The organism is Acinetobacter sp. YH01025, assembly GCF_013420185.1.
Taxonomy (GTDB): Bacteria; Pseudomonadota; Gammaproteobacteria; order Pseudomonadales; family Moraxellaceae; genus Acinetobacter; species Acinetobacter indicus.
In genome coordinates, this window is the sequence record NZ_VOYR01000001.1 from 372829 (window position 1) to 399079 (window position 26251).

At 47.5% G+C, this 26251-nt stretch carries 24 protein-coding genes; 11 read left to right on the plus strand and 13 right to left on the minus strand.

Annotation, left to right across the window (positions count from 1 at the left end; all coding sequences use genetic code 11):
* The first annotated feature begins 105 nt into the window (after positions 1 to 105).
* From FTT89_RS01730 to FTT89_RS01745, 4 genes are all read left to right on the plus strand, one after another.
* Positions 106 to 435, plus strand: coding sequence for a hypothetical protein (locus FTT89_RS01730; protein ID WP_005177044.1), 330 nt, complete (start codon positions 106 to 108; stop codon positions 433 to 435).
* A gap of 219 nt (positions 436 to 654) precedes the next feature.
* The gene (locus FTT89_RS01735; protein WP_005177046.1) at positions 655 to 1671 is read left to right on the plus strand and encodes an aspartate carbamoyltransferase catalytic subunit; all 1017 of its coding nucleotides are present in this window, start codon (positions 655 to 657) and stop codon (positions 1669 to 1671) included.
* A gap of 10 nt (positions 1672 to 1681) precedes the next feature.
* Entirely contained in the window at positions 1682 to 2917 is a 1236-nt protein-coding gene (locus tag FTT89_RS01740) for a dihydroorotase (RefSeq protein WP_180006830.1), read from the plus strand.
* Between the two features lie 148 nt (positions 2918 to 3065).
* Positions 3066 to 4520 (plus strand): OmpA family protein, encoded by a 1455-nt coding sequence (locus tag FTT89_RS01745; protein ID WP_180006829.1) that lies wholly within the window; start codon positions 3066 to 3068, stop codon positions 4518 to 4520.
* 122 nt (positions 4521 to 4642) lie between these two features.
* Here FTT89_RS01745 and FTT89_RS01750 read toward each other — a convergent pair whose 3' ends face one another.
* The 7 genes from FTT89_RS01750 to FTT89_RS01780 all read right to left on the minus strand — a co-directional run bounded on the left by FTT89_RS01750 (position 4643) and on the right by FTT89_RS01780 (position 12614).
* Entirely contained in the window at positions 4643 to 5281 is a 639-nt protein-coding gene (locus FTT89_RS01750; RefSeq protein WP_180006828.1) for a CoA transferase subunit B, read from the minus strand.
* 3 nt (positions 5282 to 5284) lie between these two features.
* Positions 5285 to 5989, minus strand: a complete 705-nt coding sequence (locus FTT89_RS01755) for a CoA transferase subunit A (RefSeq protein ID WP_005177058.1) — start codon at positions 5987 to 5989, stop codon at positions 5285 to 5287.
* Between the two features lie 95 nt (positions 5990 to 6084).
* On the minus strand, positions 6085 to 6987 hold the full coding sequence (locus FTT89_RS01760; RefSeq protein WP_180006827.1) for a hydroxymethylglutaryl-CoA lyase: 903 nt from the start codon (positions 6985 to 6987) through the stop codon (positions 6085 to 6087).
* Positions 6984 to 8978 (minus strand): acetyl/propionyl/methylcrotonyl-CoA carboxylase subunit alpha, encoded by a 1995-nt coding sequence (locus FTT89_RS01765; protein ID WP_180006826.1) that lies wholly within the window; start codon positions 8976 to 8978, stop codon positions 6984 to 6986. Before FTT89_RS01765 ends, FTT89_RS01760 begins: the two co-directional genes overlap by 4 nt.
* 20 nt (positions 8979 to 8998) lie before the next feature.
* Entirely contained in the window at positions 8999 to 9793 is a 795-nt protein-coding gene (locus tag FTT89_RS01770) for an enoyl-CoA hydratase/isomerase family protein (RefSeq protein ID WP_127799219.1), read from the minus strand.
* Positions 9794 to 9805: 12 nt separating this feature from the next.
* On the minus strand, positions 9806 to 11407 hold the full coding sequence (locus FTT89_RS01775; protein ID WP_005177066.1) for a carboxyl transferase domain-containing protein: 1602 nt from the start codon (positions 11405 to 11407) through the stop codon (positions 9806 to 9808).
* A 34-nt stretch (positions 11408 to 11441) separates the two neighbouring features.
* Positions 11442 to 12614, minus strand: a complete 1173-nt coding sequence (locus tag FTT89_RS01780) for an isovaleryl-CoA dehydrogenase (protein WP_005177068.1) — start codon at positions 12612 to 12614, stop codon at positions 11442 to 11444.
* A gap of 147 nt (positions 12615 to 12761) precedes the next feature.
* Here FTT89_RS01780 and FTT89_RS01785 point away from each other — a divergent pair, with 147 nt between their 5' ends.
* The 5 genes from FTT89_RS01785 (at position 12762) to FTT89_RS01805 (ending at position 17753) form a co-directional block, all read left to right on the plus strand.
* A complete protein-coding gene (locus tag FTT89_RS01785) occupies positions 12762 to 13391 on the plus strand; it encodes a TetR/AcrR family transcriptional regulator (protein WP_005177074.1) in 630 nt (209 codons plus the stop codon).
* A 101-nt stretch (positions 13392 to 13492) separates the two neighbouring features.
* Positions 13493 to 15181: an AMP-binding protein gene (locus FTT89_RS01790; RefSeq protein ID WP_104488771.1), complete on the plus strand. Its 1689-nt coding sequence runs from the start codon at positions 13493 to 13495 to the stop codon at positions 15179 to 15181.
* Between the two features lie 178 nt (positions 15182 to 15359).
* Positions 15360 to 16031, plus strand: coding sequence for a class I SAM-dependent methyltransferase (locus FTT89_RS01795; protein WP_104488772.1), 672 nt, complete (start codon positions 15360 to 15362; stop codon positions 16029 to 16031).
* 63 nt (positions 16032 to 16094) lie between these two features.
* Entirely contained in the window at positions 16095 to 16892 is a 798-nt protein-coding gene (locus FTT89_RS01800) for a thioesterase family protein (RefSeq protein WP_168390819.1), read from the plus strand.
* An 84-nt stretch (positions 16893 to 16976) separates the two neighbouring features.
* On the plus strand, positions 16977 to 17753 hold the full coding sequence (locus FTT89_RS01805; protein ID WP_168405297.1) for a Rossmann-like and DUF2520 domain-containing protein: 777 nt from the start codon (positions 16977 to 16979) through the stop codon (positions 17751 to 17753).
* Positions 17754 to 17903: 150 nt separating this feature from the next.
* Here the strand turns inward: FTT89_RS01805 and trmB are convergent, their stop codons facing one another.
* The gene (trmB, locus tag FTT89_RS01810) at positions 17904 to 18620 is read right to left on the minus strand and encodes a tRNA (guanosine(46)-N7)-methyltransferase TrmB (protein ID WP_180006824.1); all 717 of its coding nucleotides are present in this window, start codon (positions 18618 to 18620) and stop codon (positions 17904 to 17906) included.
* Between the two features lie 220 nt (positions 18621 to 18840).
* Between trmB and FTT89_RS01815 the strand changes: the two genes are divergently transcribed.
* Positions 18841 to 21249 (plus strand): ExeM/NucH family extracellular endonuclease, encoded by a 2409-nt coding sequence (locus tag FTT89_RS01815; protein ID WP_180172658.1) that lies wholly within the window; start codon positions 18841 to 18843, stop codon positions 21247 to 21249.
* 69 nt (positions 21250 to 21318) lie between these two features.
* Here FTT89_RS01815 and FTT89_RS01820 read toward each other — a convergent pair whose 3' ends face one another.
* Positions 21319 to 22764, minus strand: coding sequence for a SulP family inorganic anion transporter (locus tag FTT89_RS01820; protein WP_005177090.1), 1446 nt, complete (start codon positions 22762 to 22764; stop codon positions 21319 to 21321).
* A gap of 218 nt (positions 22765 to 22982) precedes the next feature.
* Between FTT89_RS01820 and FTT89_RS01825 the strand changes: the two genes are divergently transcribed.
* A complete protein-coding gene (locus FTT89_RS01825; protein WP_160243377.1) occupies positions 22983 to 23594 on the plus strand; it encodes a glutathione binding-like protein in 612 nt (203 codons plus the stop codon).
* 119 nt (positions 23595 to 23713) lie between these two features.
* Here FTT89_RS01825 and FTT89_RS01830 read toward each other — a convergent pair whose 3' ends face one another.
* The 4 genes from FTT89_RS01830 to rpoH form a co-directional block, all read right to left on the minus strand.
* The gene (locus tag FTT89_RS01830) at positions 23714 to 24499 is read right to left on the minus strand and encodes a thiazole synthase (RefSeq protein WP_005177093.1); all 786 of its coding nucleotides are present in this window, start codon (positions 24497 to 24499) and stop codon (positions 23714 to 23716) included.
* Between the two features lie 12 nt (positions 24500 to 24511).
* Entirely contained in the window at positions 24512 to 24709 is a 198-nt protein-coding gene (gene thiS, locus FTT89_RS01835; protein WP_005177095.1) for a sulfur carrier protein ThiS, read from the minus strand.
* Positions 24710 to 24741: 32 nt separating this feature from the next.
* Positions 24742 to 25107, minus strand: a complete 366-nt coding sequence (locus FTT89_RS01840) for a DUF423 domain-containing protein (RefSeq protein ID WP_005177099.1) — start codon at positions 25105 to 25107, stop codon at positions 24742 to 24744.
* Between the two features lie 221 nt (positions 25108 to 25328).
* A complete protein-coding gene (rpoH, locus tag FTT89_RS01845; protein WP_005177101.1) occupies positions 25329 to 26198 on the minus strand; it encodes an RNA polymerase sigma factor RpoH in 870 nt (289 codons plus the stop codon).
* Positions 26199 to 26251: the final 53 nt, after the last annotated feature.

The window sequence follows — 26251 nt, forward strand, 5'->3', positions numbered from 1 at the left end:
GATGGGCTTTTTAATTTTGGTATGGATATTGCTGTAATTATCACGAGATTGCAGTCGCTGGGGAGAGGCTGCAATCTCGATTTTTAAATGATTGGGGAATCAAGAATGGTCAATACAGAAAGTTTTTCAATTGCGACTTTAATCTATGCACGTTTGAGACGAGTTTCAGGCCGGGTAATTGATGCCATTTATCTGTCTGAAAATAGTGATTATGCCGAACATGTGATTGCATTAGCCGAAGCCACACGCGATCCGGAATTACTGCGTCTGGTTGAAAAATTTAAAGACGTATTCGAGTTCTCTTCCGATTCGAACATAAGTCAAAAAGCGGGTTTACAGCAAAAAAATAACGATGAATTAATGAAAGTTGAACCAACTGAAGATGACATTTATCGGGCACAAGTCTCACATCATTATATTGGCGCACTACGCTAGATCAGTTATGGCATTCAAGCTCCAGACTTGGGTGCCATTTTAGAACATAAAATATTCATTCTAAAAATTCGTTTAAATTATCTTATTGAAAAAATACATAGGAATTTCAAAATCAATTTTTATTATCGAGCCGGTTTTTATACAAGTAGCCGAATTGCCAAGTGCCAAGAATGGCGATTCTCTGTATAATACGTTGACTTAACGTATAAGGAATCTCTCATGCACTTGGCGGCATTGCATACTCCGAGCCAGATTCAACTCAATAAAGATGGAAATCTAAAACATTTCATCACCATCGAAGGGCTTTCCAAACAAACCCTCACCAAAATTTTGGACACCGCGCAGTCCTTTTTTAATGACCAAAATCAGCTGATCACTAACAACCTGCTGGAAGGTCGTACGGTTATGAACCTGTTTTTTGAGAATTCAACCCGTACCCGTACCACCTTTGAAGCTGCAGCCAAACGTCTTTCGGCCAACGTGCTTAACATTGACATTGCCCGTTCCAGTACCTCTAAAGGCGAAACCCTGCGCGATACGCTGTGGAACTTGGAAGCCATGGCCGCCGATATTTTTGTGGTGCGTCATTCCTCTTCAGGTGCAGCGCATTTTATTGCCAAGGATGTCTGTCCAAATATCGCGATTATTAATGCCGGAGATGGCCGTCATGCGCATCCGACTCAAGCGATGCTGGATATGCTGACCATTCGCCGTGAAACCAAAAAAGACTTTGCTGACATGAGCATTGCCATTATTGGCGATATTAAACATTCGCGCGTGGCACGTTCTGATGTGGCGGCGTTACAAACTTTAGGTTGTAAAGATATTCGCGTGATTGCACCGAATACCTTGCTGCCATTTGGTTTTGAGGAATACGGGGCCGATGTACGCCTGTTTAATAAAATGGAAGATGGCATCCGTGATTGTGATGTGATTATTACCTTGCGTATCCAGAATGAACGGATTGATTCACCGGCGCTGTCCTCACCGGCAGAATTCTACAAAATGTATGGCCTGAACAAAGAGCGTCTGGCGCTGGCCAAACCGGATTGTATCGTGATGCACCCGGGACCGATGAACCGGGGTGTGGAAATTGATTCCAGCATTGCCGATGGTCCGCAATCGGTGATTTTAAATCAGGTGACCAATGGTATTGCGGTGCGTATGGCTGTGCTGGCACTGGCGATGCAGGGTCAGTTGCAGGAACAAGGTTTAATTGAAGCGATTGCGGTATAAGGAATCAGTCATGCGTATTGTAAAAATTGAAAATGTCCGCGTTCTTGATCCAATGCAAAAGACTGATCGCGTGCAAACGGTATATCTGGAAAATGGCAAGCTGGTTGCAGAAACAGCAGATGTGACTGAAACCATTGATGGACAAGGCAAATGGCTGATGCCAACCATGGTTGATCTGTGCGCGCGGATGCGTGAACCGGGTCAGCAGCAGCATGGTACTTTAAAATCAGAAGGCAAGGCGGCACGTGAAAACGGTATTCTGCACGTGTTTACCCCACCAGATTCCAAGCCGATTGTGCAGGACAATGGTGCTTTGATTCACGGTCTGGTCGAAAAAGCCATGCTGGATGGTGGTATTTATTTACAGGTGATTGGCGCACAAACCCAAGGCTTGCAAGGCAAACAGCCTGCCAATATGGCCGGTCTGAAAAAGGGCGGCTGTACTGCAGTTTCCAATGCCAATGCATCCTTTGCTGATGATGATGTCGTGATTCGCACGCTGGAATATGCAGCCGGTCTGGACCTGACCGTGGTGTTCTATGCCGAAGAACCGCAAATTGCCAAAGATGGCTGTGTGCATGAAGGTTTTATTGCTTCACGTCAGGGCTTGCCTATGATTCCGGCGCTGGCCGAAACCGTAGCCATTGCCAAATACCTGTTGATGATTGAAGCGACCAAAGTCCGTGCGCATTTCGGTTTGCTGTCCTGTGGCGCTTCGGTCGAGCTGATTAAAATTGCCAAACAAAAAGGCCTGCCAGTAACCTGTGATGTGGCGATGCATCAGCTGCATTTAACCGATCAGGTGATTGATGGCTTTAACTCGCTGGCGCATGTGCGTCCACCGCTACGTGCTGAAAAAGACAAAGAATTGCTGCGTCAGGGCTTAAAAGATGGCGTAATTGATGCGATCTGTACCCATCATGAACCCTTAAGCAGTTCGGCCAAAATGGCACCGTTTGCTGAAACCTTACCGGGCTTTACCGCTTTTGATACCTTTGTGCCCTTGGGTGTGCAACTGGTTGAGGAAGGTCTGTTCAGTCCATTGGAATGGGTGCATACCGTGACACTGGCACCGGCGACGGTTGCGCAAATGGCAGATCGCTGGATGCAGGAAGCTGGCTGGATTCTGATTGATCCTGAACTGGAGTGGACGCTGGACAAAGACAGCATTCTGTCCCAAGGCAAGAATACACCGCTGATTCAGCAAACCGTGAAAGGCAAGGTAATTCAGACTTTCCTGGCCTAAATTCGCCTGTTCAAGAGCCAGCATTTGCTGGCTTTTTTATGTTTTAATTTAAGTACATAAAGAAAAATACAATTATTTACAACGTCTAAAAAATGACCAGATACACTAAAAAATGCGAGTAGAACAATGACAAAAATGAGGCCATATCATGCAAACCAGATTGATAGAATTATTGAAAAATAGCGTGTCATCCATTGTGCTAGACGGGGAAACGGATTACCTCATTGAGAAAAACCGTGCCTTAAATGATTTTTATCCGGTATTTTTATCGGTGTTAAGACACCGGCCATCCCTCATTGACAGCCTGAGAAATCAGCTTAATCCGCGGCTGGCTGAAATTTTTGGTACCAACCTGAACCTGAAACAGCAGTTTCTGGAATTTAGCCGCGGTCAGGCGCCGGCAGATGAAATTGAATCTATCCTGAACCGGGCCATCGTACCAACCTTAGGTTTTTTAGAAAGCGAGGCCGGCTCGACCGATCCTGAGGCGATTGTGCATTTGCTTGATCAGCATATGCCGGACATTCAGGCTGCTTTGCCGGAATGGGCCGCTGCGCTGCTGGCCGGTTTGGGCGTCAATGCCACTGCGGGGCAGACTATTCATCAGGCGCCTGAGTTATATGAAGAGGTGCCAGAGCAGAAGCGCTCGCCGTGGGTACCGATTCTGATTTTTATTATTCTGGCATTGTTACTGGCCTTTTTATTTAAAGCCTGTTCTGACCGTAATGAAGAAGAGGTGCCTGTTACCCAGGCAGCAGCGACGGAACCGGCCTATTTGCAGGTCAATACCGCTTCCAATGGCGATCTGGTCACCTGTCAGTTGTATCTGAACAATCCGGCTTATACCGACATTCTGCAAACAGAAGTTAAACGGATTTTTAACCATCCGACAGGTTGTGGGGTGAATAGCGCCAGTAATTATCATAGTGAATTTATTGATCAGGATGTGATTCCAACGGCATTGAAAATCCTGAAAGATGTGCCGAATACCAATATGACCTGGATGGGTGAGCAGATTGCGATTCAGTCCACCAATCCGGCAGATGCGCAGCGTGTGGCCAATCAGCTGCGTCCTTTGGCCAAGAATATGACCATTACGGTGCAGCAGGATCTCGATGTACAGACCGTCACACCAGCGACCACGACCGCAGCACAAGCCTTGGCCGTGATTAACCCGGATAATATTCAGGCGCTGGATGTCGCCACAGCCTTAAATCTGGAGGCGATTCATTTTGAGTCGGCATCTTCGACTGTACCGGAAGCCAATCAGCCAATTCTGGATCAGGCTGCGGCCTTAATCCAGCGTGCGCCGCATGTACATTTGACCATTAAAGGCCATACCGATGCAGTAGGCAGTAATGAAGCCAATAATCTGTTGTCCTTACGCCGTGCTGAAGCGGTACGTGATTATCTGGTACAACGCGGGGTTGATCCTTCCCAGTTACAGGCCGTGGGGTATGGCCAGCAACAGCCGATGGAACCAAATGCAACCCCAGAAGGGCAGTTCCAGAACCGTCGTATTGAGTTTGAAGTATTAAATACAGAAACCGGGGTGGTACGTGCGGTCGATGACCAAGGTATTGTCGAGAAAAAAGCAGAGTAAGGATTGAGTTAAGGAAATAGAAAAGGACGACGTCAAGTCGTCCTTTTTGGTTTAGTTGAAAAGCGGAGGTAGCGGTGGGGATGTATTCACGACCATCCGATGCCCGCTTTTAAAACCAGCCATTAAGCTGCATTACGTATTAAAGGCACCCCGGTGACTTTCTGGATTTCATCAAAACTGACCTCCGGTGCCAGTTCCACCAGATGCACGCCGGTTGGGGTAATATCCAGAACGCCCAAATCGGTAATTACGCGATGAACCACGGCTTTACCGGTCAGCGGCAGGCTACACTGTGAAACGATTTTAGGTGTCCCATCTTTGGCGCAGTGTTCCATCAACACCACCACTTTTTGCACACCTGCGACCAGGTCCATGGCACCGCCCATACCTTTGACTTTTTTGCCCGGAATCATCCAGTTGGCCAGATCGCCCTGTTCAGAGACTTCCATGGCCCCCAGAATGGCAATATTGACATGGCCGCCACGGATCATGGCAAAAGAGTCTGCGCTAGAGAAAAACGAAGCACCTTGACGAGCTGTGACCGTCTGTTTGCCGGCATTAATCAGGTCAGCATCGACCGTGGCTTCAGTTGGGAATTCCCCAATCCCGAGCAGGCCGTTTTCTGACTGTAGCCAAACGTTGATATTTTCTGGAATATAGTTAGCGACTAAAGTTGGTAAACCAATCCCTAAATTGACATAGAAACCATCTTCCAGTTCTTGTGCGGCGCGCTGCGCCATTTGATTACGCGTCCAAGCCATGGTTTAAGCCTCCGCCTTTAAAGTCATTTGTTCAATACGTTTTTCAGGATGTGCATTTAACACAATGCGGTTGACATAAATCCCCGGCAGATGAATTTCATCTGGATCGAGCGCGCCAATCTCTACAATTTCTTCGACTTCGGCAATGGTGATTTTGCCCGCCATGGCACAGACCGGATTAAAGTTTTGTGCAGTTTTACGGAAAATCAGGTTGCCGGCCTTGTCGGCTTTATAGGCTTTGACCAGGGCAACATCGGCAGTTAAAGATTCTTCTAAGATATAATCCTGACCTTTAAACTGGCGCACTTCTTTGCCTTCCGCGATGACGGTACCGACACCGGTGGCGGTAAAGAAGGCTGGAATACCTGCACCGCCGGCACGTAATTTTTCTGCCAGCGTACCTTGCGGGGTCAGTTCAACTTCCAGTTCACCACTCAGGAACTGGCGTTCAAATTCCTTGTTTTCACCGACATAGGATGAAATCATTTTTTTAATCTGTTTGGTTTCAAGCAGCAGCCCCAGACCAAAACCATCGACACCGGCATTGTTGGAAATACAGGTCAGCTGTTTGGCACCGGTGTCTTTTAGCGCGGCAATTAATGCTTCAGGAATCCCGCACAGGCCAAAACCACCCACGGCCAGGGTTTGACCATCCTGAACCACGCCATTTAAGGCGGCTTGTGCGCTGTCATAGACTTTATTTGCCATGTGTCACCTCTATTTTATCCTTTTTTCAGCAGATTGCTGCTGTTACATCCTTGAGTGGCTTGAGGGCATTGCTCAAGCCGGGTTTTATTCGGTTATTAAGCGCAGGCTTTTTGCCAGTAGGCATTGGCATAATTGGATGGATTATTGCGCTGTAAAACATTGCTGATGTTACGGCTGGCCTGCATCAAGGCATCCAGCTGAATGCCGGTTTCATAGCCCATGTTGGACAGCAGATAATACAGATCTTCGGTTGAGACATTGCCGGATGCGCCTTTGGCATAAGGACAGCCGCCTAAACCGGCAATTGACGAGTCAAAAACGCGAATACCTTGCAGCAGTGATTGATAAATATTGGCGATAGCCATGCCATAGGTATTATGAAAATGACCGGCCAGCACCGTTGCATCCAGCTCAGCCAGACAGGCATCCCAGACTTTTTTCACCCGGTCGGGTGTGGCGGTGCCAATGGTTTCACCTAAAGACACTTCATAGCAGCCCATATCCAGCAGGCGCTGCGAAACTTTTGCCACCTGCTGTGGATCAATCGCGCCTTCGTACGGACAATCGACCATACAGGACACATAACCACGCACACGAATGTTGTGCGCTTTGGCTTCACGCATTACATCGCTGAATTTTTCAAAACTTTCATCAATCGAACAATTGATATTTTTACGGGTAAAACTTTCAGAGGCTGCGGTAAAGACCGCAACTTCCTGACAGCCCACCGCCAGCGCAGATTCAAAACCTTTCAGGTTTGGCGTGAGCAGGCTGAACTGGATATTTGGATCTTTGGGCAAGCCGGCAAACAGCACATCGCTGTCTGCCATTTGCGGTACCCATTTGGCCGATACACAGGAACCAACTTCAATGGCCTGTAATCCGGTTTGCATTAAATCCAGAATCAGCTGTCTGCGGTCATCCAGGGTTAAGGGTGTTTTTTCATTTTGCAGGCCATCGCGTGGCCCGACTTCAACAATTTTGACAAATTCGCTCATGCGACTTCCTCCGCCAGCGGCTGGAATTCCACCAGCTCATCGCCAGCTTTGACCTGATCACCGGCCTGGAAGTAAGAGCTGGCCACGATGCCATCATGCGGTGCACGAATCGAGTATTCGATTTTCATGGCTTCGAGGGTCATCAGGACATCGTCTTTTTTGACTTTGTCATTGGCCGCGACCAGTACCTGAGTGATGACACCCGGCATTGGCGCAGTCAGGTTGTTTTCAGCACCTTGTTCATCATCCTGGTTAAATACCGGTTTCAGATAGGTAAATTTATAGCTCTGGCCATTCTGGAACAGGGTAATGCCATGTTCAGTCTGGCTAAAGGCCAGTTTTTGCTGTTTGCCGGCCAGCTTGAATTGCAGGGTATGCGCATCCAGTAACTGACCCTCAAGCTCAAAAGTCTGACCCTCATACTGTGCGACAAAGCCATGTTCTTGTGCTGCAAACTGGATATTTAACGTTTTGTCATTACATTGTAATTTGATTGTCTGCCCCGATTGCAGGTTTAAACGCCAGAAAGCATTGGTCTGCCAGACCGGATTGCTGGCGCTCGGGTTCTGGGCCAAACGTGACAGCAATTCGATGAAGGCCGCGCTGACCACTAGCGTACTGTTCAGCTCTGTGGCCGGTTTTAGCAGGAATTCTTCTTCGCGCTGAATCAGGCCAGTATCCAAATTGGCATTCTTGAAAGAATCGCACAGTACCAGACGATCCAGGAAGGCAATGTTGTTGCCCAGACCATCGACATGGAACTGACCTAAAGCATGGTGCATTTGCGTTAATGCTGCTTCACGGTTTTTGCCCCAGACAATCAGTTTGGCAATCATCGGGTCGTAGTAGGTGCTAATTTCATCGCCTTCAACAATACCGCTGTCGACACGTACCGCTTCATTTTGTGCTGGATAATGCAGATAGCTGATTTGACCAATCGCCGGAATAAAGCCTTTTTCAGGTTCTTCGGCATAAACACGTGCTTCTAAAGCATGGCCGTGAATCTGCAATTCGTGCTGCTGTTTTGGTAAAGGCTCACCAAAGGCGACGCGTAATTGCCACTCGACCAGATCCTGACCGGTGATCATTTCAGTGACCGGATGCTCAACCTGTAGACGGGTGTTCATTTCCATGAAATAAGCAGTACCGTCTTGTTCAACGATGAACTCGACTGTACCGGCACCGACATAATTTACTGCACGTGCAGCGTCAATTGCGGCTTGGCGCATCGCTTCAAGTTTATCTTCAGGCATTTTAGGTGCAGGTGCTTCTTCCAGAACTTTCTGGTGACGACGTTGCACAGAGCAATCGCGTTCAAACAGATGCACATAATTGCCATGGGTATCGCCAAACACTTGCACTTCAATATGACGCGGCTGCACCACATAGCGTTCAATCAGCACATCTTCATTGCCAAAGCTGGAACGGGCTTCACTCTTACAGGAGGCCAGGGCGCTAAGGAAATCTTCACTGCGCTCAACCAGACGCATACCTTTACCACCACCGCCGGCGCTGGCTTTAATCAGCACTGGATAGCCAATGTCATCCGCCTGCTGTTTTAAGAACGCAGCATCCTGATTGGTGCCATGATAACCCGGTGTTAGTGGTACGCCGGCTTTTTCCATCAAGGCTTTAGAGGTGGCTTTTAAACCCATCGCCAGAATGGCGTCAACTGGCGGGCCAATAAAGACAATGTTGTTGTCCTGACAGGCCAGTGCAAACTGGTCATTTTCAGACAGGAAGCCATAACCTGGATGAATAGCCTGAGCACCTGTAGTTTTTGCTGCCTGAATAATACGTTCAATCTGTAAATAGCTTTGTGCAGCAGGCGATTCACCAATATGGATGGCTTCATCTGCCAGTTTGACATGCTGTGCCTGTGCATCGGCATCGGAATATACGGCAACAGTAGCGATGCCTAACTTTTTCGCTGTACGAATTACACGACAGGCAATTTCACCACGGTTGGCAATTAAAATCTTTTCAAACATCGTTAGGATCCTTCTAGTTGTTATGCCGTGGTCTTGATCCAGGCCGGGCTTTTTTTGTTTAAAAATGCATTCAGTCCATTTTTCGCCTCATCTCCCTGGCGAACATGGGCAATATGCTGTGCGGTTTTAAGCAGCAGATCTTCAGTCAGGACCTGTTGATCGACGAGTTGAATCAGTTGTTTTGAGGCGTTCTGTGCTTCTGGTCCACCGAGTAAGAGCGCTTCAACAATCTCATCAATTTTACTGTCGAGATGTTCTGGTGCAGTCACTTCATGTGCCAGACCAATGGTTTTCGCCTGTTCAGCTGAGATTCGCTCAGCAGTCAGGAAATAGCGTGACGCCTGACGGGCACCAATCGCACGTATCACATAAGGACTAATGGTGGAAGGAGCCAATCCTAAACGTACTTCGGAGGTTGCAAACTTGGCATCGGTGCTGGCGATACAGATATCACAAGCTGAAGCCAGACCCATACCACCACCAAAAGCAATACCATGGACACGGGCAATGGTGGGTTGTTTCAAGGTAGCCAGACTTTGTAGCATTTTTGCCAGTTTTAAAGCATCGGCTTCATTGTCTGCCTGTGAGGCCTGACCGGCCTGTTTCATCCAGTTCAGGTCGGCACCGGCAGAGAAGCTCTTGCCACGACCGGCCAGAATCACCACACGTACATCAGCGCGGGTATTCAGTTGCTGAAAGCAGGCGTGTAATTCTTCAATGACCTGCGTATTAAAGGCATTGTGCAGTTCGGCACGGTTAATCCACACCGTGGCCACCTGATCTTGCTGTTCGAGTTGTAAAAATTGATAATCCATTTTTGTCACCTCTTACATGCGGAACACGCCGAATTTGGTTGGCTGGATTGGGGCATTTAATGCCGCCGCCAGACTGAGCGCCAATACTTCACGTGATTGTGCTGGATCAATAACACCATCATCCCATAAACGCGCAGAAGCATAATATGGATGCCCCTGACGTTCGTACTGGTCACGAATAGGCTGTTTAAACTGATCTTCTTCTTCCGCTGACCAGCTGCCGCCTTTGCTTTCAATCTGGTCGCGTTTCAGGGTCGAGAGTACACTCGAAGCCTGCTCACCGCCCATCACCGAAATACGCGAGTTTGGCCAGGTCCACATAAAGCGTGGTGAATAGGCACGGCCACACATACCGTAGTTGCCGGCACCAAAAGAACCGCCAATCACCAGGGTCAGTTTCGGCACATTGGCTGTCGCGACTGCCATTACCAGTTTGGCACCATTTTTGGCAATACCTTCATTTTCATACTGACGGCCAACCATAAAGCCGGTGATGTTCTGAATGAAGAGCAGGGGAATATTGCGCTGGGTACACAGTTCAATAAAGTGTGCGCCTTTTTGTGCCGACTCGGAAAACAGAATCCCGTTGTTGGCAATAATACCAACCGGCATACCGTACAGTTTGGCAAAGCCGGTGACCAGCGTGGTCCCAAAACGTGCCTTGAACTCGTCAAAACGTGAACCATCGACAATACGGGCAATCACTTCACGCACATCAAACGGTTTACGCGCATCGGTCGGGACAATGCCGTACAGCTCGGACGCATCGAATAATGGTGCTTCGACATTTTCCGGTTGTGGATTTGGTTTTTTATTTAAATTGGCGACGATGTTGCGGGCAATGGCCAAAGCATGTTCGTCATTTTCTGCCAGATGATCGGCCACACCTGATAAACGGGTGTGCACATCTCCACCGCCCAGGTCTTCACTGCTGACCACTTCACCGGTGGCAGCTTTCACCAGTGGCGGGCCACCCAGGAAAATCGTACCCTGATTCCGCACAATAATGGTTTCATCCGACATGGCAGGGACATAAGCACCGCCGGCTGTACAGCTGCCCATCACCACGGCGATCTGGGCAATGCCCATGCTCGACATACGCGCCTGATTGTAGAAAATACGGCCGAAGTGATCACGGTCCGGGAATACTTCATCTTGCAGCGGTAAATAGGCACCGCCAGAATCGACCAGATAGATACAGGTCAGATGGTTCTGCTCGGCAATTTCCTGAGCGCGTAAATGCTTTTTCACAGTCAGCGGATAATACGTTCCGCCTTTGACTGTCGCATCATTGGCAATGATCATACAGGTCACGCCATTGACCTGACCGACACCGGCCACCACACCGGCAGCAGGCACATCATCCTGATACACCTGATAGGCAGCCAGCTGACCAATTTCAATAAAAGCCGTACCCGGATCAATCAGGTGGTCAATCCGTTCACGTGGTAATAATTTACCGCGATCCAGATGTTTCTGACGTGCAGTTTCACCGCCGCCCAGGGCAATTTTCTGGACTTTCTGTTTCAGGTCATCGACCAGGGTTTGCATCGCTGCGTGGTTGTTTTTGAACTCTTCGCTGCGAATATTGATTTTGCTCTGTAATTGATTCATGCCAACATCCTTGTCTATTCTTGTGATTTATTTTTTAGGCAGTTTCGTTAAACAGTTCGCGGCCAATCAGCATACGGCGAATTTCCGAGGTGCCTGCACCAATTTCATAGAGTTTGGCATCACGCCATAAACGTCCAGCAGAAAATTCATTGATATAACCGTTCCCACCTAGCGTCTGAATGGTTTCACCGGCCATCCAGGTGGCTTTTTCGGCTGCATATAAAATTGCGCTGGCAGCATCTTTACGCAGGCTGCGGCTATGCTCGGCTTTGTCACATTCTGCACCTACGGCATAGACCAGTGCTTTACAGGCCAGCCAGGTCGAATACATATCAGCAATTTTGCCTTGCATCAGCTGGAATTCGCCCAGTGCCTGACCAAACTGTTTACGCTCGTGGATATACGGAATCACGGTGTCTAGGCAGGCATCCATAATGCCCAGTGGGCCTGCGCTTAATACAGCACGTTCATAGTCCAGACCACTCATCAGCACTTTTACACCATTGCCGACACCGCCGAGGACGTTTTCTTTCGGTACGCGCACGTTGTCAAAGAACAGTGGATAGGTATTCGAGCCGCGCATGCCCAGTTTGTCCAGGTGCGTACCGTGGCTAAAGCCCGGCATGGTTTTTTCAATCAGGAAAGCGGTCATGCCTTTGGCGCCGGCTTGGGTATCAGTTTTGGCATAGACCACCAGCACATCTGCATCGCCACCGTTGGTGATCCACATTTTTGAACCGTTTAGCAGATAATGATCGCCCTGATCTTCAGCTTTGAGTTTCATGCTGACCACATCGGAGCCGGCATTCGGTTCTGACATGGCCAATGCGCCGACATATTCACCTGAAATCAGTTTCGGTAAATAGCGCTGTTTCTGTTCTTCGTTACCATTACGCTTAATTTGGTTCACACATAGGTTAGAATGTGCCCCGTAGGAAAGGCCAATAGATGCTGAGGCACGTGAAATTTCCTGCATGGCAATAATATGTGCCAGATAACCGAGGTTGGTGCCACCATATTCCTCACTTACGGTTAGACCGAGTAAACCCATGTCCCCAAACTTTTTCCAAAGATGAGCAGGGAATTCGTTGTCACGGTCGACCTGTTGAGCAATGGGTGCGATCTCTTTTGCACAAAATGCAGCAACTGAATCACGAAGGGCGATCAGTGTTTCATCCAAACCGAAATCCAAGCTTTGTAAATTCATTTCTTCATCCATCCTGCGGTTATATTTGTTGTTTCCAAAAAAGCATTTTTGTTGTGCTTGGTTTTTAACATACATCGAAAATTTAAAAAAGTGAACTAAAATTCACAAAATGATTTACAATTCATTTTATCTGGTTGAGAATAAGATATGAGTTATAAAAGATCATCATTGATGCAGGAACGAATGGAACAGAATCGCCTGTCGATTTTGCAGTCCGCTCGTGAACTAATTGCTCAAGGGGGCTTTAAAGAGGCGTCGATTCAGGCCATTGCGGAACGCGCCGGTGTATCTACCGGTCTGGTCTATCGATATTTCGAAAACAAAAGCCAGATTTTAATTGAAGTGTTGTCGAATGCGATTCAGCATGAGGTTGAAATTTTGAACCACATTGCCGGCTCGGATTTATCGCCAAAACAGAAATTGCAAAAATCTGTTACAACTTTTGTGAAGCGTGCGATGAACAGTCCCCAACTGGCGTATGCGCTCATGTTTGAACCGGTTGATCCGGAAATGGAACATGAACGTTTTCGCAGTAAACAGCTGATCAAGCAGAGCATTAAGGAAATTTTGGCTGAAGGAAAAGTCAATGGTGAGTTTGAGTTTGAAGATTTGAACACCGCCGCACTGGGCGTGGTTGGCTCCATGACCTTTGTGGTGATTGAACCTTTGAACCCATCTCGCAATGTGATGTTTGATCAAAACTATAAGGATTACTTTGTCAAACAGATTGCCGATTTTTGTGTGAACGCAGTACGTCGACAGGAGGGAAGTGAGTAAAAACGATAAAAACGGCAGGGAAGACAGACAGGTAGTCGTGGTTCAAAAACAATTAGTAGAGTTGAAAATCAGAATTACAAAGAATCAAGGAGAACGATTCAATGACACAAGTACGGTTAAGCTACGCCTACGGAACGAGCAGCCAGCCTTTACTGGGCACAACGATTGGTGAAAAATTTGATCAGGCTTGCGCGCAATACGCCGAACAGGATGCGGTGGTCAGCCTGCATCAGAATGTGCGTTTGAGCTACCGGCAGTTGCAAGAGCAGGTGAATGCCTTTGCCTGCAGTTTGCTGAAACTGGGCTTTCAAAAAGGTGACCGTCTTGCAATCTGGTCGCCGAACTGCGTGGAATGGACCATTACCCAGTTTGCGGCCTTTAAAGCCGGCATTATTCTGGTGAACCTGAACCCGGCCTATAAAAGCAATGAGCTGGAATATGTACTGAATAAAGTGTCGTGTAAGGGACTGGTGATTGCCTCGCAGTTCAAGACCACCAATTATCAGGAGATTCTGACCAAAATTGCCCCGGAGCTGAACCAGGCAGCAAGCAAAGTGCTGAAAGCCGAGCGCCTGCCGCATCTGAAACATATTATTAAAATTGATGATCAGGAACATGCCGGATTACACCGCTTTCAGGATTTACTGACCCCGCCAAGCAAAAAAATGCTGCAAAAACTGCAGCAGATTTCTAGTGAATTGCAGTTTGATGAAACTATTAATATTCAGTTTACATCGGGCACCACCGGGAATCCGAAAGGCACCATGCTGACCCATAACAACATTTTAAATAATGGCTATTTTGTCGGTGAAGCAATTCATCTCAGCCCGGCAGATCGGGTCTGTATTTCAGTGCCGTTATTCCACTGTTTCGGGATGGTGATGGGGAACTTGGCCTGTATCACTCATGGTTCAACCATGGTCTATCCATCAGCCGTATTTAACCCGCTGGATACTTTAAAAGCCATTCAGCAGGAAAAATGTACCGCCGCTTATGGCGTACCGACCATGTTCATTGCCATTTTAGAGCATGAACAGTTTGATGAGTTTGACCTGTCAAGCTTGCGCACCGGTATTATGGCCGGCAGTCCATGTCCGCAGGAAATCATGCAGCGCGTGATTGACCGCATGCATATGTCGGAAATTACCATCTGCTATGGCATGACTGAAACAGCACCGGTAAGTGCGCAAAGTTCAACGGAAGATTCGGTGGAACGTCGCGTCAGTACCGTAGGCCGAGTCCATCCACATCTGGAAGTCAAAATTGTCGATGAAGAGGGCAAGGTGGTACCACGTGGACAGCTCGGTGAACTCTGTGTTCGCGGTTATTCGGTAATGCTCGGCTATTGGGAAGATCAGGAAAAAACCGCAGAAGTGATTGATGCTGCACGCTGGATGCATACCGGTGATATCGCTGAAATGGACGATGAAGGCTTTGTCAAAATTAAAGGCCGGATTAAAGATGTGGTGATTCGTGGCGGTGAAAACCTGTTCCCGAAAGAAATTGAAGATTTCCTCTATACCCATCCGGCGGTTTGCGATGTACAGGTGATTGGCGTACCTGACCATAAATATGGCGAAGAACTCTGCGCCTGCATTATCTTGCATGAAAACGACCCTTGCACAGAAGAAACCATTCGCCAGTACTGCGCCGAGCATATTTCACACAATAAAGTGCCACGTTATGTGCGTTTCTTTAGCGAGTTTCCAATGACGGCATCGGGTAAGGCGCAGAAGTTTAAGCTGCGTGAATTTATGCGTGAAGAGTTAAACCTAAAAGAAATTGCTTGATTCATGCAGGCATCTAATCACATGACAGGGCGACAGGGATATCGCCGGTCATGTGATTGAATCTTGGGAAAAATCAAATCAGAGCAAAATTACTTTGCTTTCCGCGAGCTGTCATGACTTTCCAACAAGAATGATCTTCGCAAGTCTATTCAAGAGTCAGAGGTAGAGTGAGTTAAAGATGGCCAAAAACTTTCACAGTGAAGTCATTGTCGCTGGCTATGATGATCACATCCGTAAACTGATTCCCGGCTATGAGCTGGTACATCAACAGATTGATGCCATTTTAACGGCAGAATTACCGGAAACTGCGCATATTCTGGTGGTCGGGTGCGGGACAGGCTATGAGCTGACCTATTTATTGGCGCATCATCCACAGTGGCAGATTACCGCCATTGATCCCTCCCGTGCCATGCTGGAACAGGCACAAAATACGATCCGCTCAATTGCAGGTGCCGAGCGGGTGCAGTTTATTCAGGCCGATACCCAGAGTTTAGAGTCCCCTCAGCCTTTTGATGCGGCACTGGCCATTCTGGTGGCGCATTTTATTCCCATGCCGGCCAAAGCCGATTTTTTTCAGGACATCTGCCAGCGCTTAAAACCGGGTGGTGTTTTCCTCAGTTATGACCTGATGCAGCCTGAAACATTGGCTGAACAGCAAGTGCTGCAGCATGTAGCGGTGCAACAGGGCTTAACAGTGAGCCAGAGTGAAAAGATGATTGCACGTCTGGATGATGATTTTGAACTGGTTTCGGCTGAACAGACCAAAGACGTATTAACAAAAGTCGGATTTAAAAGTTGCAGGGTTTATTGTCAAATCATGAATTATTATGGTTTTTTTGCACGAAAATAAACGAGACAGGGGCTACACAGGTAGGTAGCACACAGAGCAAAGAGCAAGGAAGTAGGGAAAATAATGTCGGCATATTACAGTTTTATCAGACGTGAACAGCATGCAGATGGCAGCAGCACAGCTTATTATGAATCGAATATTCATGCTCAGGGCGCGTGGAATCCGCATGAGCAGCATATGGCACCTGCCACCGGTATTCTCTGTGCAGAGCTGGAACAGTTCCAGCCACGTGCAGAAATGCGCATTGGCCGGGTCGGGCTGGATATTTTTGGTTTAATTGCCTTTGGTGAATTTTCAATTACTACCCGCATGATTCGCCCGGGCAAAACCATTGAACTGATTGAAGCGGAAATGTGTGCCAATGGCAAAACCTGTATTGTGGCGCGTGCCTGGAAAATGCTGACTTCCGACACTCGAGGCATTGCCGGTCTGGAAGATTTACCGGCAGAAAGTCCGGACTATTTACCCGAGTGGGATGGCATGCGCTGCTGGCCAGGCGGCTATATTCAAAGTATTCAGACCCGTGCCCATCTGGACCATCGTCCGGGCAAAGGCATTGTCTGGCTCAGTAATCAGCTTGAAATGATTGACGGCCAGCCGACATCGGATTTTACCCGCCTGATGGGTATGGTAGATACCGCCAATGGTGTGGTGCCACGTCAGGACCCGAATGCCGGTTGGGGCTTTCCAAACCTGGATTTGCAAATTCATCTGCACCGCTTACCGCAAGGCCAGTGGCTAGGACTGGAAGTGGTACAACAATATGGTGAAGACGGTATTGGTCTGACCAGCGGCATTCTGCATGATGTTCATGGGCCATTTGGACGCAGTGAACAGATTCTGACCTTAAGAAAGTTCTAAAACTGGCTCAAATCTATCAGGACGAATTGATTCGTCCTTTTTTTATTGGCATGCTGTGGGCAGTTCAAAATATAGATGAAACAGATGCGAATCGGGATTATTGGCGCGGGGCGGGTAGCACATCATCTGGCACGGGCATTGAGTGCACGGCACCAGATAGTACAGATTTATAGCCGCAGTTTGGATAAGGCAGCGCAGCTGGCACAGCAGGTACAGGCCAGTGCAATTCATAGCCCTGAACAGTTTGATGCAACATTAGACTTGGTGATCATTGCGGTGAGTGATCAATCCATTGCCGCGGTAATTGAGCAGGTGCATCCTCATCTGCCTGAAGTGCTGATGGTCCATACCTCCGGCAGTACTGCAATGCAGCTGTTGCAGCAGGTACATGCACGTGCCGGAGTATTTTATCCGCTACAAACCTTTAGTCTGGAACGTGAGATTGACTGGACTCATACCCCTTTATTTATTGAAGCGGCACATGAAGACGATCAGGCTGTATTGTTGCAGCTGGCCAATGAACTCAGTCAGTGGGTTTATGCCTATAGCTCCGAGCAGCGTCTGAGCCTGCATCTGGCCGCGGTGTTTGCCTGTAATTTCAGTAATTATTGTTATGACATGGCCCGGCAAATTGTTGATGTCCAGCAGGTCGATTTTAGTCTGCTGTATCCGTTAATGCTGGAAACGGCGCAGAAGGCCACCCAGGCCGACCCTAAAATCATGCAGACCGGCCCGGCCATGCGTGGTGATCAGAATATTTTACAGATGCATCAGCAGTTATTGGCCGATGCACAGCGACCCGATTTACAGGCGGTTTATCAACTATTCAGCCAGCAGATTTTAGAACGTCATCAGTCATAACCCATTGTTGTTATTTTCGGGTTGATGCTGATTGATCGAGTGGGCGATCCGATCTTTTGACTAATAGATCATCTATTTTAAAATCTTTGATCTTAAAATAGGGACGTATAAAAAAAGCGCTGAGATTTCAGCGCTTTTTCAACTTTGCGATTAAGAAATTTTCTTAAAGATAAAGTCGTTAATCTTGTGACCGGCTTCAATACCACGGCGTTCAAATTTGGTTTGCGGGCGCCATTCCGGACGTGGATAGCTGTTGCCTTTGCCTGCCAGGTTTTCTAAACGTGAACGGTTGTCCAGCACGTCCAGCATCCATTCTGCATACGGTTCCCAGTCAGTTGCTGCATGGAAAGTACCGCCCATTTCCAGTTTTTGTTCAATCAGTTCCATACGCTCATCCACCACAAAGCGGCGTTTGAAGTGGCGTTTCTTTTGCCATGGGTCCGGGAAGTACAGTTGCACGGTGTTAATGCTGTTGTCTGGCATTTCACGCAGCACCTGAATTGCATCGGCATCCAGTACGCGCAGGTTGCTTAAACCGGCTGTGCCTGCTTCATATACGCACTGGGCAATACCCGGCACATGCACTTCAATACCCACAAAGTTACGCTCCGGATTGGCCTGCGTCATTAAGACCAGTGAACGGCCCATTCCAAAACCGATTTCTACCGTTAAAGGACGTTCTGGATGTTCAAAATGCTGACGTAAATCGCCAACCGGATATTCCAAAATTAGGTGACCATATTGTTCAAGCGCAGTACGTTGAGAGGTGTTGAGTGGTGAGGAACGACGCATAAACGTCACAATTTCACGGTGCTCGTTTAAGTTGTCCAGCTCGACGACTTGCTGGTCTAATTGATCATTCGACATAACTTTGGCAATCGTAAAAAATTCAAATGCGGTATTTTAAGTCCTGAGCAGTTGAAGTCAAATTTTTTCATGCATTGCGCTATTTTTTTCACGGTAGCTGTCATGAAAATGCAGAAATAGTTTCATCAAATGTTCATGCATCTGTCATGTCTAAAAAATAGCCTGAATAAGCTTTAACAACTGATAAAAAACAATGAAATTACATACTTTATGCTGGGCCATGGCACTCATGGGTTGTGGCTTTTCTGCACATGCAGAGCTGATGTTCAGTCAATATGTCGATGGTACGTCGAACCGTAAGGGACTGGAGATTTATAACCCCGATACGACAGCGGCCGATTTATCTCAGTATCAAATCAAGATTTTTTCCAATGGCTCGACCACAGCCGGACTGACGGTGTCTTTAGAGGGAGTGTTGCCGGCCAAAGCTGAATATCTGGTCGGGCGAAGTGAATTGCAGCTGGTGCTGGGCGATCTGGTCAAAAAAATCGCAAGTCTGAATTTTAATGGTAATGATGCGGTTGTGCTGTATAAGCATAATACACCGGTCGATCGTTTTGGTGTGCTTGGACAGACTACGAGTTGGGCAGAGGGCACCAGTTTAAGCCGCAATAAAACCACGCATAGTGTTAGCTCAGTTGACCCAACAGCACCTTTTGATGTGAACAGTGAATGGACGGCCTGGTCTGACCGGAATGCTTTTAGTCAGTATTTGCTGCCAGAAGGAGAGCAGCCACCGCCTGTGACGGAAACGATTAGCTGTAGCAGTTCTGATACTGCCATTGCCGATTTGCACAGTGCCAGCAAGAACCAGATCTATACCGTGCGTGGGGTGATGACCGCAGATTATCGTTATAGCAATGGTTTTTCCGGTTTTTATCTGCAAACGCCAGATAGCAAAGCCAAACCAAACCTGAATAATGCGATTTTTGTTTATATTCCGGCCAGCAGCCAGATTAAAGGCGGGCAGGTTGGAGAAGAGGTGATTTTACGTGGCCGCCTCACTAGCTATCAAAACCAGCTGCAGCTGGACCAGCTGACTCAGGAGATTCAAACCTGTAATCCGCAAGCGGCAAGCTGGGTGGCACCAAAAACAGTAAATTTACCCTTTGAAAGCCTGACGGATATTCAGCAACACGCACCGCAGCGTTATCAGGGTGCACTGGTTAAACTGCCGCAAACTCTGACCGTCAGTGAAAACTATAATTATGGCCGTTATGGCGAGCTGGCCCTAAGCCTTGGGCGCTTATATATGCCGACCAATCTGTATCCTGCCAAATCCGACGAAGCACTCAGCCTGGCCAAGCAAAACCTGCTATCCAAAATTATTCTGGATGATGGCTATAACAACCAGAACCGGACGCCGTGGTTGCCGCTGAACTTTAATGCGCAAAATACCTTAAGAGTCGGCTATGAGCTGCAAAATGTAGAAGGGATTTTGGAATATCGCTTTAACCAGTGGCGTATTCAGCCTGTTCAGGGCAGAACCTTGCCGAATATCGTGGCAGACAAAAATGAGCGCAGCAGCGTCAGCGCCAAAAATACTGCCCAGATTCGTGCTGCGGCCTTTAATGTCCTGAACTATGACAATGGGGCGGCACAAGGCTTCCCGACCGAGCGCGGAGCAAAAACCAAAGCAGAGTTCGACAAGCAGCATCAGAAAATTGTCAGTGCCTTAAAAGCCATTGATGCCGATGTCTATGGCCTGAATGAAATTGCCAACAATGGTTATGGCCCAGACAGCGCCATTGCCTATTTAACCCAAAGTCTGGGGCCAGACTGGAAGTATGTGACACCGCCAAATGCAGATCGCTTGGGCACCGATACCATTGCCGTAGCCATGATTTATAACAGCAAACGCCTGACGCCGGTGAATGCCGCTGCCGTGTTTGATGATGGTACGCAATTGAACCGTGTCACCATGGCGCAAAGTTTTAAACCTGTGGCGGGTGGCGAAAGCTTTACCGTGGTGCCACAGCATCTGAAATCCAAAGGTAGCTGTCCTGACACGGGTGTAGATGCAGATCAGGGTGATGGTCAAGGCTGCTGGAATAGCACCCGTGTGACCGCAGTACAGAAATTAATGCAATGGCTGGCGACCAATCCAACCAAAGTAACGCAGCCCAATGTCCTGATTCTGGGCGACTTAAACAGTTATGCCAAGGAAGATCCGATTTTGGCGCTGGAAAAGGCCAACTATAAAAATCTGTTTAATGATGAAAAAATCGGACAGGGCAAACAGGCTTATATTTATGTGTTTGGTGTAGCCAGTAATACCCAGGGCTATGGCGGCGCCGGTAATTTAGACCATGCCATTGCCGATGCGCAATTGTATCCACGGGTTAAACGTGCTTTTGCATGGGCCATTAATGCCGATGAACCGACGGCGCTGGCCTATAACGAAGACTATAAAACTGCCGAGCAGATTCAGGCCTTTTATAGCCCGGATGCTTTCCGTTCATCTGACCACGACCCGATTATTATTGATCTGGATTTGGCAGATGCACCGGTAGAGCCAAAGCCATCGGAAGACTCCAAAGCGGATACCCATGGGGGGAGTACCGGTCTATGGTCATTATTGGGATTATTCGGTCTGAGTGCTGCGGCTTGGTTACGTCGCCGTAAATAAGGCGGGTATTGATCTGCCATAAAAAAACGCCTGATTATCAGGCGTTTTTTTATGTGGTTTTACTCAAGCTTAATTCGGACTTAATTTATCAATCAGGGTGTCACTGGCTTCATTCAAGCCAATCAGCTCGACCTGAATCCCGCGAGCTTCAAATTTTTGCACCACGGTATTCAGCATATTCACTGAGGTTAAATCCCAAATATGCGCGTGAGTCAGATCAATCTTTACCTGTTGCAGATTTTCCTTAAAGTCAAAGAACTGGAAAAACTTGTCCGAGCTGCTAAAGAAAATCTGTCCGGTAATCTGATAACGGCGTGTATCCTGTACGCGTTCAGACTGAACTTTGACTTCACTTTCCAGCTTATTCACCAGGAATAAGGCCGACAGCAATACCCCAACGAAAACACCCAAGGCCAGGTTGTGTGTGGCCAGTACAATCGCCACCACGGTCAGCATCACAATATTACTTTGCTTTGGATGCTTGCTAAAGTTACGCACCGAATCCCAGTTAAAGGTGGTAAAGGCCACCATAATCATAATCGCCACCAGCGCCGCCATTGGAATATAAGCCAGCCAGTCTTTAAAGAACACCACCAGACACAGCAGGAAAACGCCGGCGACCAAAGTCGAAAGACGGGTACGTGCACCAGAGCTGACGTTAATAATCGACTGGCCAATCATGGCACAGCCGGCCATCCCGCCCATAAAACCGCTGACAATATTGGCATAGCCCTGACCACGACATTCCTGATGACGGTCACCTTCAGTTTCCGTCACTTCATTCACAATGGTGGTGGTCATCATGGTTTCCAGTAAACCCACTGTCGCAAGGGTGATGGAATAGGGGAAAATAATCGCCAGTGTTTCAAAATTCAGCGGAATTTCAGGAATTAAAAATACCGGTAAGGTGTCTGGAAATTGTCCCAGATCACTCACCGTACGCATATCGGCACCCAAAAACAGCGCCAGCAGACTCAGCACAATAATGCAGATTAAGGGTGAGGGCACCGCCTTGCCAATTTTAGGCAGATAGGGAAACAGATAAACTACCGCCAGCCCCAGGCCGACAAAGACATAGCCCCACAGATCCATTTGCATCAGCTCTGGAAGTTGCGCGACAAAAATTAAAATCGCCAGCGCATTCACAAAACCATAGACCACCGATTGCGACACAAAACGCATCAGCTTGGCCACTTTAAAATAGCCGGCCACCACTTGAATGATTCCGGTCAGTACCGTTGCCGCCAGCAAATATTGCAGCCCGTGCTCTTTGACCAGGGTAATCATCAGTAGCGCCATGGCACCTGTCGCGGCCGAAATCATTGCCGTGCGGCCACCAAAAAAGGCAATGGTCACGGCAATACAGAAGGAGGCATATAGGCCAACTTGTGGATCGACACCGGCAATTGCAGAAAAGGCAATGGATTCAGGAATCAGGGCCAGCCCCACCACCAGACCGGCCAGCACATCGGTCCGGATATTGGAAAACCACTCTTCTTTTTTCAGACTAATCACAATCGGCTTTTCATGAAACTTTAAAGGCGACTATGGTAAAACAAATGAAGTGAAAAAAGCAGCCGCAATCCACTTGAAAAAGCGCCGCGCTTGCTCAATATTGAAAAGGTAAATGTTTTTTACGCATTTACGCTTTTTTGCAATTTACAGGTTCGATCACTTGAAAGTTTGTTAGAAGCCATTTAAAACAGTTAGTAGTTATATAACAAGGATCAGATATGAAGCTTTATTATTCACCGGGTGCATGTTCTTTAGCGGCCCATATTATTTTAAATGAAATTAATGTAGATTTTGATTTAGAACGTGTCGACCTGAAAACCCATAAAACCGAAAAAGGTCATGATTATTACGAAATTAATCCAAAAGGCTATGTTCCGGCGCTTGAGATTAATCCAGGTCTGATTCTGACCGAAAACGTGGCAATTTTACCGTTTCTGGCCCAGCACGATCCAAAACAAGATTTAATTCCACCATCAGGCATGGGCCGTGCCAAAGTGCTGGAATGGTTAGGTTATCTGAACTCGGAATTGCATGATGCCTACGCGGTATTCTTCGGTGGCCAGTTAACCGATGATGAAAAAAATAAAGCCTATGCCGAAATTGACCGTCTGTTAAGTTATATTGATAAAACCATCGATGAATCAGACAATGAATATCTGGTCGATGATAACTTTGGCCCAGCCGATGCCTATTTATTCGTACTGACCAACTGGTCGAATCATATTCATCATGATTTAACCCCATATACCCATATTATTGCGCTACGCAATAAAGTGGCCGAGCGTCAATCGGTGCAGATTGCCATGCGTGATGAAGGCTTGATTCCTTGATCCAGGTTTAAAAACCGCAATAAAAAAGGACTCAAGCAGAGTCCTTTTTTCATGTTTCGCTTTTAAATCAAGTGAAACTTGAAGGATCAACTCATCTCTCAGCACAGATAATGTCCGGATTATTTAAAGAAATAACCGGTTTCTGGAGAGCTGGCATTGGCCATTCTTTTACGCGGCATCCGACCTGCCAGATAAGCTTCACGACCTGCTTCCACTGCTTTGCGCATTGCCGAAGCCATCAGGACCGGATTTTGCGCTGCTGCAATTGCAGTATTCATTAATACGCCATCACAGCCCAGTTCCATGGCAATTGCTGCATCGCTGGCAGTGCCGACACCCGCATCGACCAGTACCGGTACTTTGGCATTTTCTTTAATAATAGAAATGGTATGCGGGTTTAAAATCCCCAGTCCTGAACCAATTAAGCTGCCTAAAGGCATAATTGCCACACAGCCCATGCTCTCCAGTTCTTGTGCCACAATCGGATCATCCGAGGTGTAGACCATAATCTCGAAACCATCATCAATAAGCGTACGCGCTGCCTTTAAGGTTTCGGTGATGTTTGGATACAGGGTTTTTTCATCGCCCAGTACTTCCAGTTTTACCAGATTATGACCATCGAGCAGTTCACGTGCCAGCATACAGGTACGCACTGCACTGTTGGCATCAAAACAGCCGGCTGTATTTGGCAAAATGGTATATTTTTCTGGTGGAATCACAGACAGCAAATTTGGCTGATCGGGATGCTGACCAATATTCACGCGACGAATAGCAACAGTTACAATTTCCGCACCGCTGGCCTGAATGGCCAGATCTGTTTCCTGCAGATCTTTATATTTTCCCGTGCCCACCAGCAAGCGCGAGTTAAAAGTGCGTGAACCGATTTTAAGTAGGGTGTCTTCCATACGTACTCCGTCTTAGCCGCCGCCAACGGCATGAATAATTTCAATGCGGTCTTGATCATGAATAGGGGTGCTTTCCAGTCGGCTTTTCGGCACAATCATCTCGTTTTGTTCTACCGCAAAACGTTTGCCTTCCAACGCCAGTTGTTGCACCAGTTCTAGTAAATTATGGCACTGTGTCTGTTGTAATTCGCCGTTTAAATAAATGTGCATACCTGCAGTTTCCTAGCTGTTCCGTTCCCGAATTATCGGGCATATTTCATGGCATTCCAGGCCAGTACCAGCCAGCCGGCAATCATTAGCGCACCGCCAATTGGGGTAATGGCCCCCAGACCGCGCGGCAAACCTAGCGCCATCACATACAATGAGCCACAGAAAAACACAATCCCGACCTGAATCAGCAGGAAGCTGGCTTTAATGGGAAATTGAGTCATGACTTTGGCCAGAATCGCCAGTGCCAATAATCCGAGGGCATGATAGAAAAAATAATCAGTCGCTGTTTGCCACCACGCCAGTTGAGCTTCTGTTGCGCGTGCTTTTAAGCCATGTGCCCCAAATGCACCTAACATCACCGCAAGTGCTAAATTAAGGGCAGAAATTGCAATCCACATAGCAAGAATGACCTGAGTAAATTTGCGCTCAACCTTAACATTTTTCCGGGCAACGAGAAAGTGAAAAACTTTCACCCTGAAATGTGGTATTGAATCCAGCTTTTTGATTTTAGGGGGGAAGAAAATGGATTTCTTTAAGATCATCGCCCGGTTTCAGCAAGCACAGACAGCAAAAAAGGGCAGATCGCCCTTTTTTAACTTTAGCACTCTGGAATCATCACTTAGTTAGATGACATTGCCACTTTAATTTTTTCCATGGCATTTTTTTCAAGCTGGCGAATACGCTCCGCAGAAACATTATATTCAGCTGCTAGTTCATGCAGGGTCGATTTATCATCATCTAACCAGCGACGCTGCAAGATATTACGCGAACGGTCATCCAGCTGCTCCATGGCTTCATGCAGGGCAGAGGTACTTTGTGCCTCATAATCTTCATCTTCGACCAGACGGGCCGGATCGTAACGGTTATCTTCTAAATAAAGCGCCGGCGCAACATGGGTAGTGTTTTCACTTTCATCATCATTTTGCGCTTCGAAAGCCGCGTCATAAGCGGTCAGACGGCCTTCCATTTCCAGGACCTGTTCCGGAGTGACATTCAGGTCGTTGGCAATCGATTTGGCTTCTTCCAGCGTCAGTTTTTTGCTGGATTTTTTCAGGCTGCGTAAATTAAAGAACAGTTTACGCTGTGCCTTGGTGGTAGCAATTTTAACAATACGCCAGTTACGGATCACGTATTCGTGAATCTCGGCTTTAATCCAGTGCACGGCAAATGACACCAGACGCACGCCCATATTCGGGTCGAAGCGTTTCACGGCCTTCATTAGACCGAGGTTGCCTTCCTGAATCAGGTCGCCTTGTGGCAAACCATAACCTGCATAACTACGCGCAATATGGACTACAAATCGCAAATGCGACATGACCAGCATTTTTGCTGCATCTAAATCTTGATCGTAATAATAACGTTCAGCTAACTCTTTTTCTTGTTCAGCCGTTAAAATAGGAATTTGATTGACGGTACTAATATAAGCACCGAGATTTACGCCTGGCGCAGATAATGACAGGGGCATCAACTGATTGCGGCTGTCACTCATGAGTTCTCCTTATAGGATCGGTGGGTCGTATTACCTGTAAATTTCATCTTAAT

Bases quoted from the DNA above. Each gene is read 5' to 3' on its own strand.
- FTT89_RS01745 (WP_180006829.1), top strand. From the start codon at position 3,066: ATGCAAACCAGATTGATAGAATTATTGAAAAATAGCGTGTCATCCATT.
- FTT89_RS01825 (WP_160243377.1), top strand. From the start codon at position 22,983: ATGAAGCTTTATTATTCACCGGGTGCATGTTCTTTAGCGGCCCATATT.
- FTT89_RS01830 (WP_005177093.1), bottom strand. From the start codon at position 24,499: ATGGAAGACACCCTACTTAAAATCGGTTCACGCACTTTTAACTCGCGC.
- FTT89_RS01750 (WP_180006828.1), bottom strand. From the start codon at position 5,281: ATGGCTTGGACGCGTAATCAAATGGCGCAGCGCGCCGCACAAGAACTG.
- thiS (WP_005177095.1), bottom strand. From the start codon at position 24,709: ATGCACATTTATTTAAACGGCGAATTACAACAGACACAGTGCCATAAT.
- FTT89_RS01795 (WP_104488772.1), top strand. From the start codon at position 15,360: ATGGCCAAAAACTTTCACAGTGAAGTCATTGTCGCTGGCTATGATGAT.
- FTT89_RS01775 (WP_005177066.1), bottom strand. From the start codon at position 11,407: ATGAATCAATTACAGAGCAAAATCAATATTCGCAGCGAAGAGTTCAAA.
- rpoH (WP_005177101.1), bottom strand. From the start codon at position 26,198: ATGAGTGACAGCCGCAATCAGTTGATGCCCCTGTCATTATCTGCGCCA.
- FTT89_RS01790 (WP_104488771.1), top strand. From the start codon at position 13,493: ATGACACAAGTACGGTTAAGCTACGCCTACGGAACGAGCAGCCAGCCT.
- FTT89_RS01840 (WP_005177099.1), bottom strand. From the start codon at position 25,107: ATGTGGATTGCAATTTCTGCCCTTAATTTAGCACTTGCGGTGATGTTA.
- FTT89_RS01760 (WP_180006827.1), bottom strand. From the start codon at position 6,987: ATGAGCGAATTTGTCAAAATTGTTGAAGTCGGGCCACGCGATGGCCTG.
- FTT89_RS01770 (WP_127799219.1), bottom strand. From the start codon at position 9,793: ATGGATTATCAATTTTTACAACTCGAACAGCAAGATCAGGTGGCCACG.
- FTT89_RS01815 (WP_180172658.1), top strand. From the start codon at position 18,841: ATGGCACTCATGGGTTGTGGCTTTTCTGCACATGCAGAGCTGATGTTC.
- FTT89_RS01755 (WP_005177058.1), bottom strand. From the start codon at position 5,989: ATGGCAAATAAAGTCTATGACAGCGCACAAGCCGCCTTAAATGGCGTG.
- FTT89_RS01800 (WP_168390819.1), top strand. From the start codon at position 16,095: ATGTCGGCATATTACAGTTTTATCAGACGTGAACAGCATGCAGATGGC.
- FTT89_RS01740 (WP_180006830.1), top strand. From the start codon at position 1,682: ATGCGTATTGTAAAAATTGAAAATGTCCGCGTTCTTGATCCAATGCAA.
- FTT89_RS01735 (WP_005177046.1), top strand. From the start codon at position 655: ATGCACTTGGCGGCATTGCATACTCCGAGCCAGATTCAACTCAATAAA.
- FTT89_RS01765 (WP_180006826.1), bottom strand. From the start codon at position 8,978: ATGTTTGAAAAGATTTTAATTGCCAACCGTGGTGAAATTGCCTGTCGT.
- FTT89_RS01730 (WP_005177044.1), top strand. From the start codon at position 106: ATGGTCAATACAGAAAGTTTTTCAATTGCGACTTTAATCTATGCACGT.
- FTT89_RS01785 (WP_005177074.1), top strand. From the start codon at position 12,762: ATGAGTTATAAAAGATCATCATTGATGCAGGAACGAATGGAACAGAAT.
- FTT89_RS01780 (WP_005177068.1), bottom strand. From the start codon at position 12,614: ATGAATTTACAAAGCTTGGATTTCGGTTTGGATGAAACACTGATCGCC.
- trmB (WP_180006824.1), bottom strand. From the start codon at position 18,620: ATGTCGAATGATCAATTAGACCAGCAAGTCGTCGAGCTGGACAACTTA.
- FTT89_RS01805 (WP_168405297.1), top strand. From the start codon at position 16,977: ATGCGAATCGGGATTATTGGCGCGGGGCGGGTAGCACATCATCTGGCA.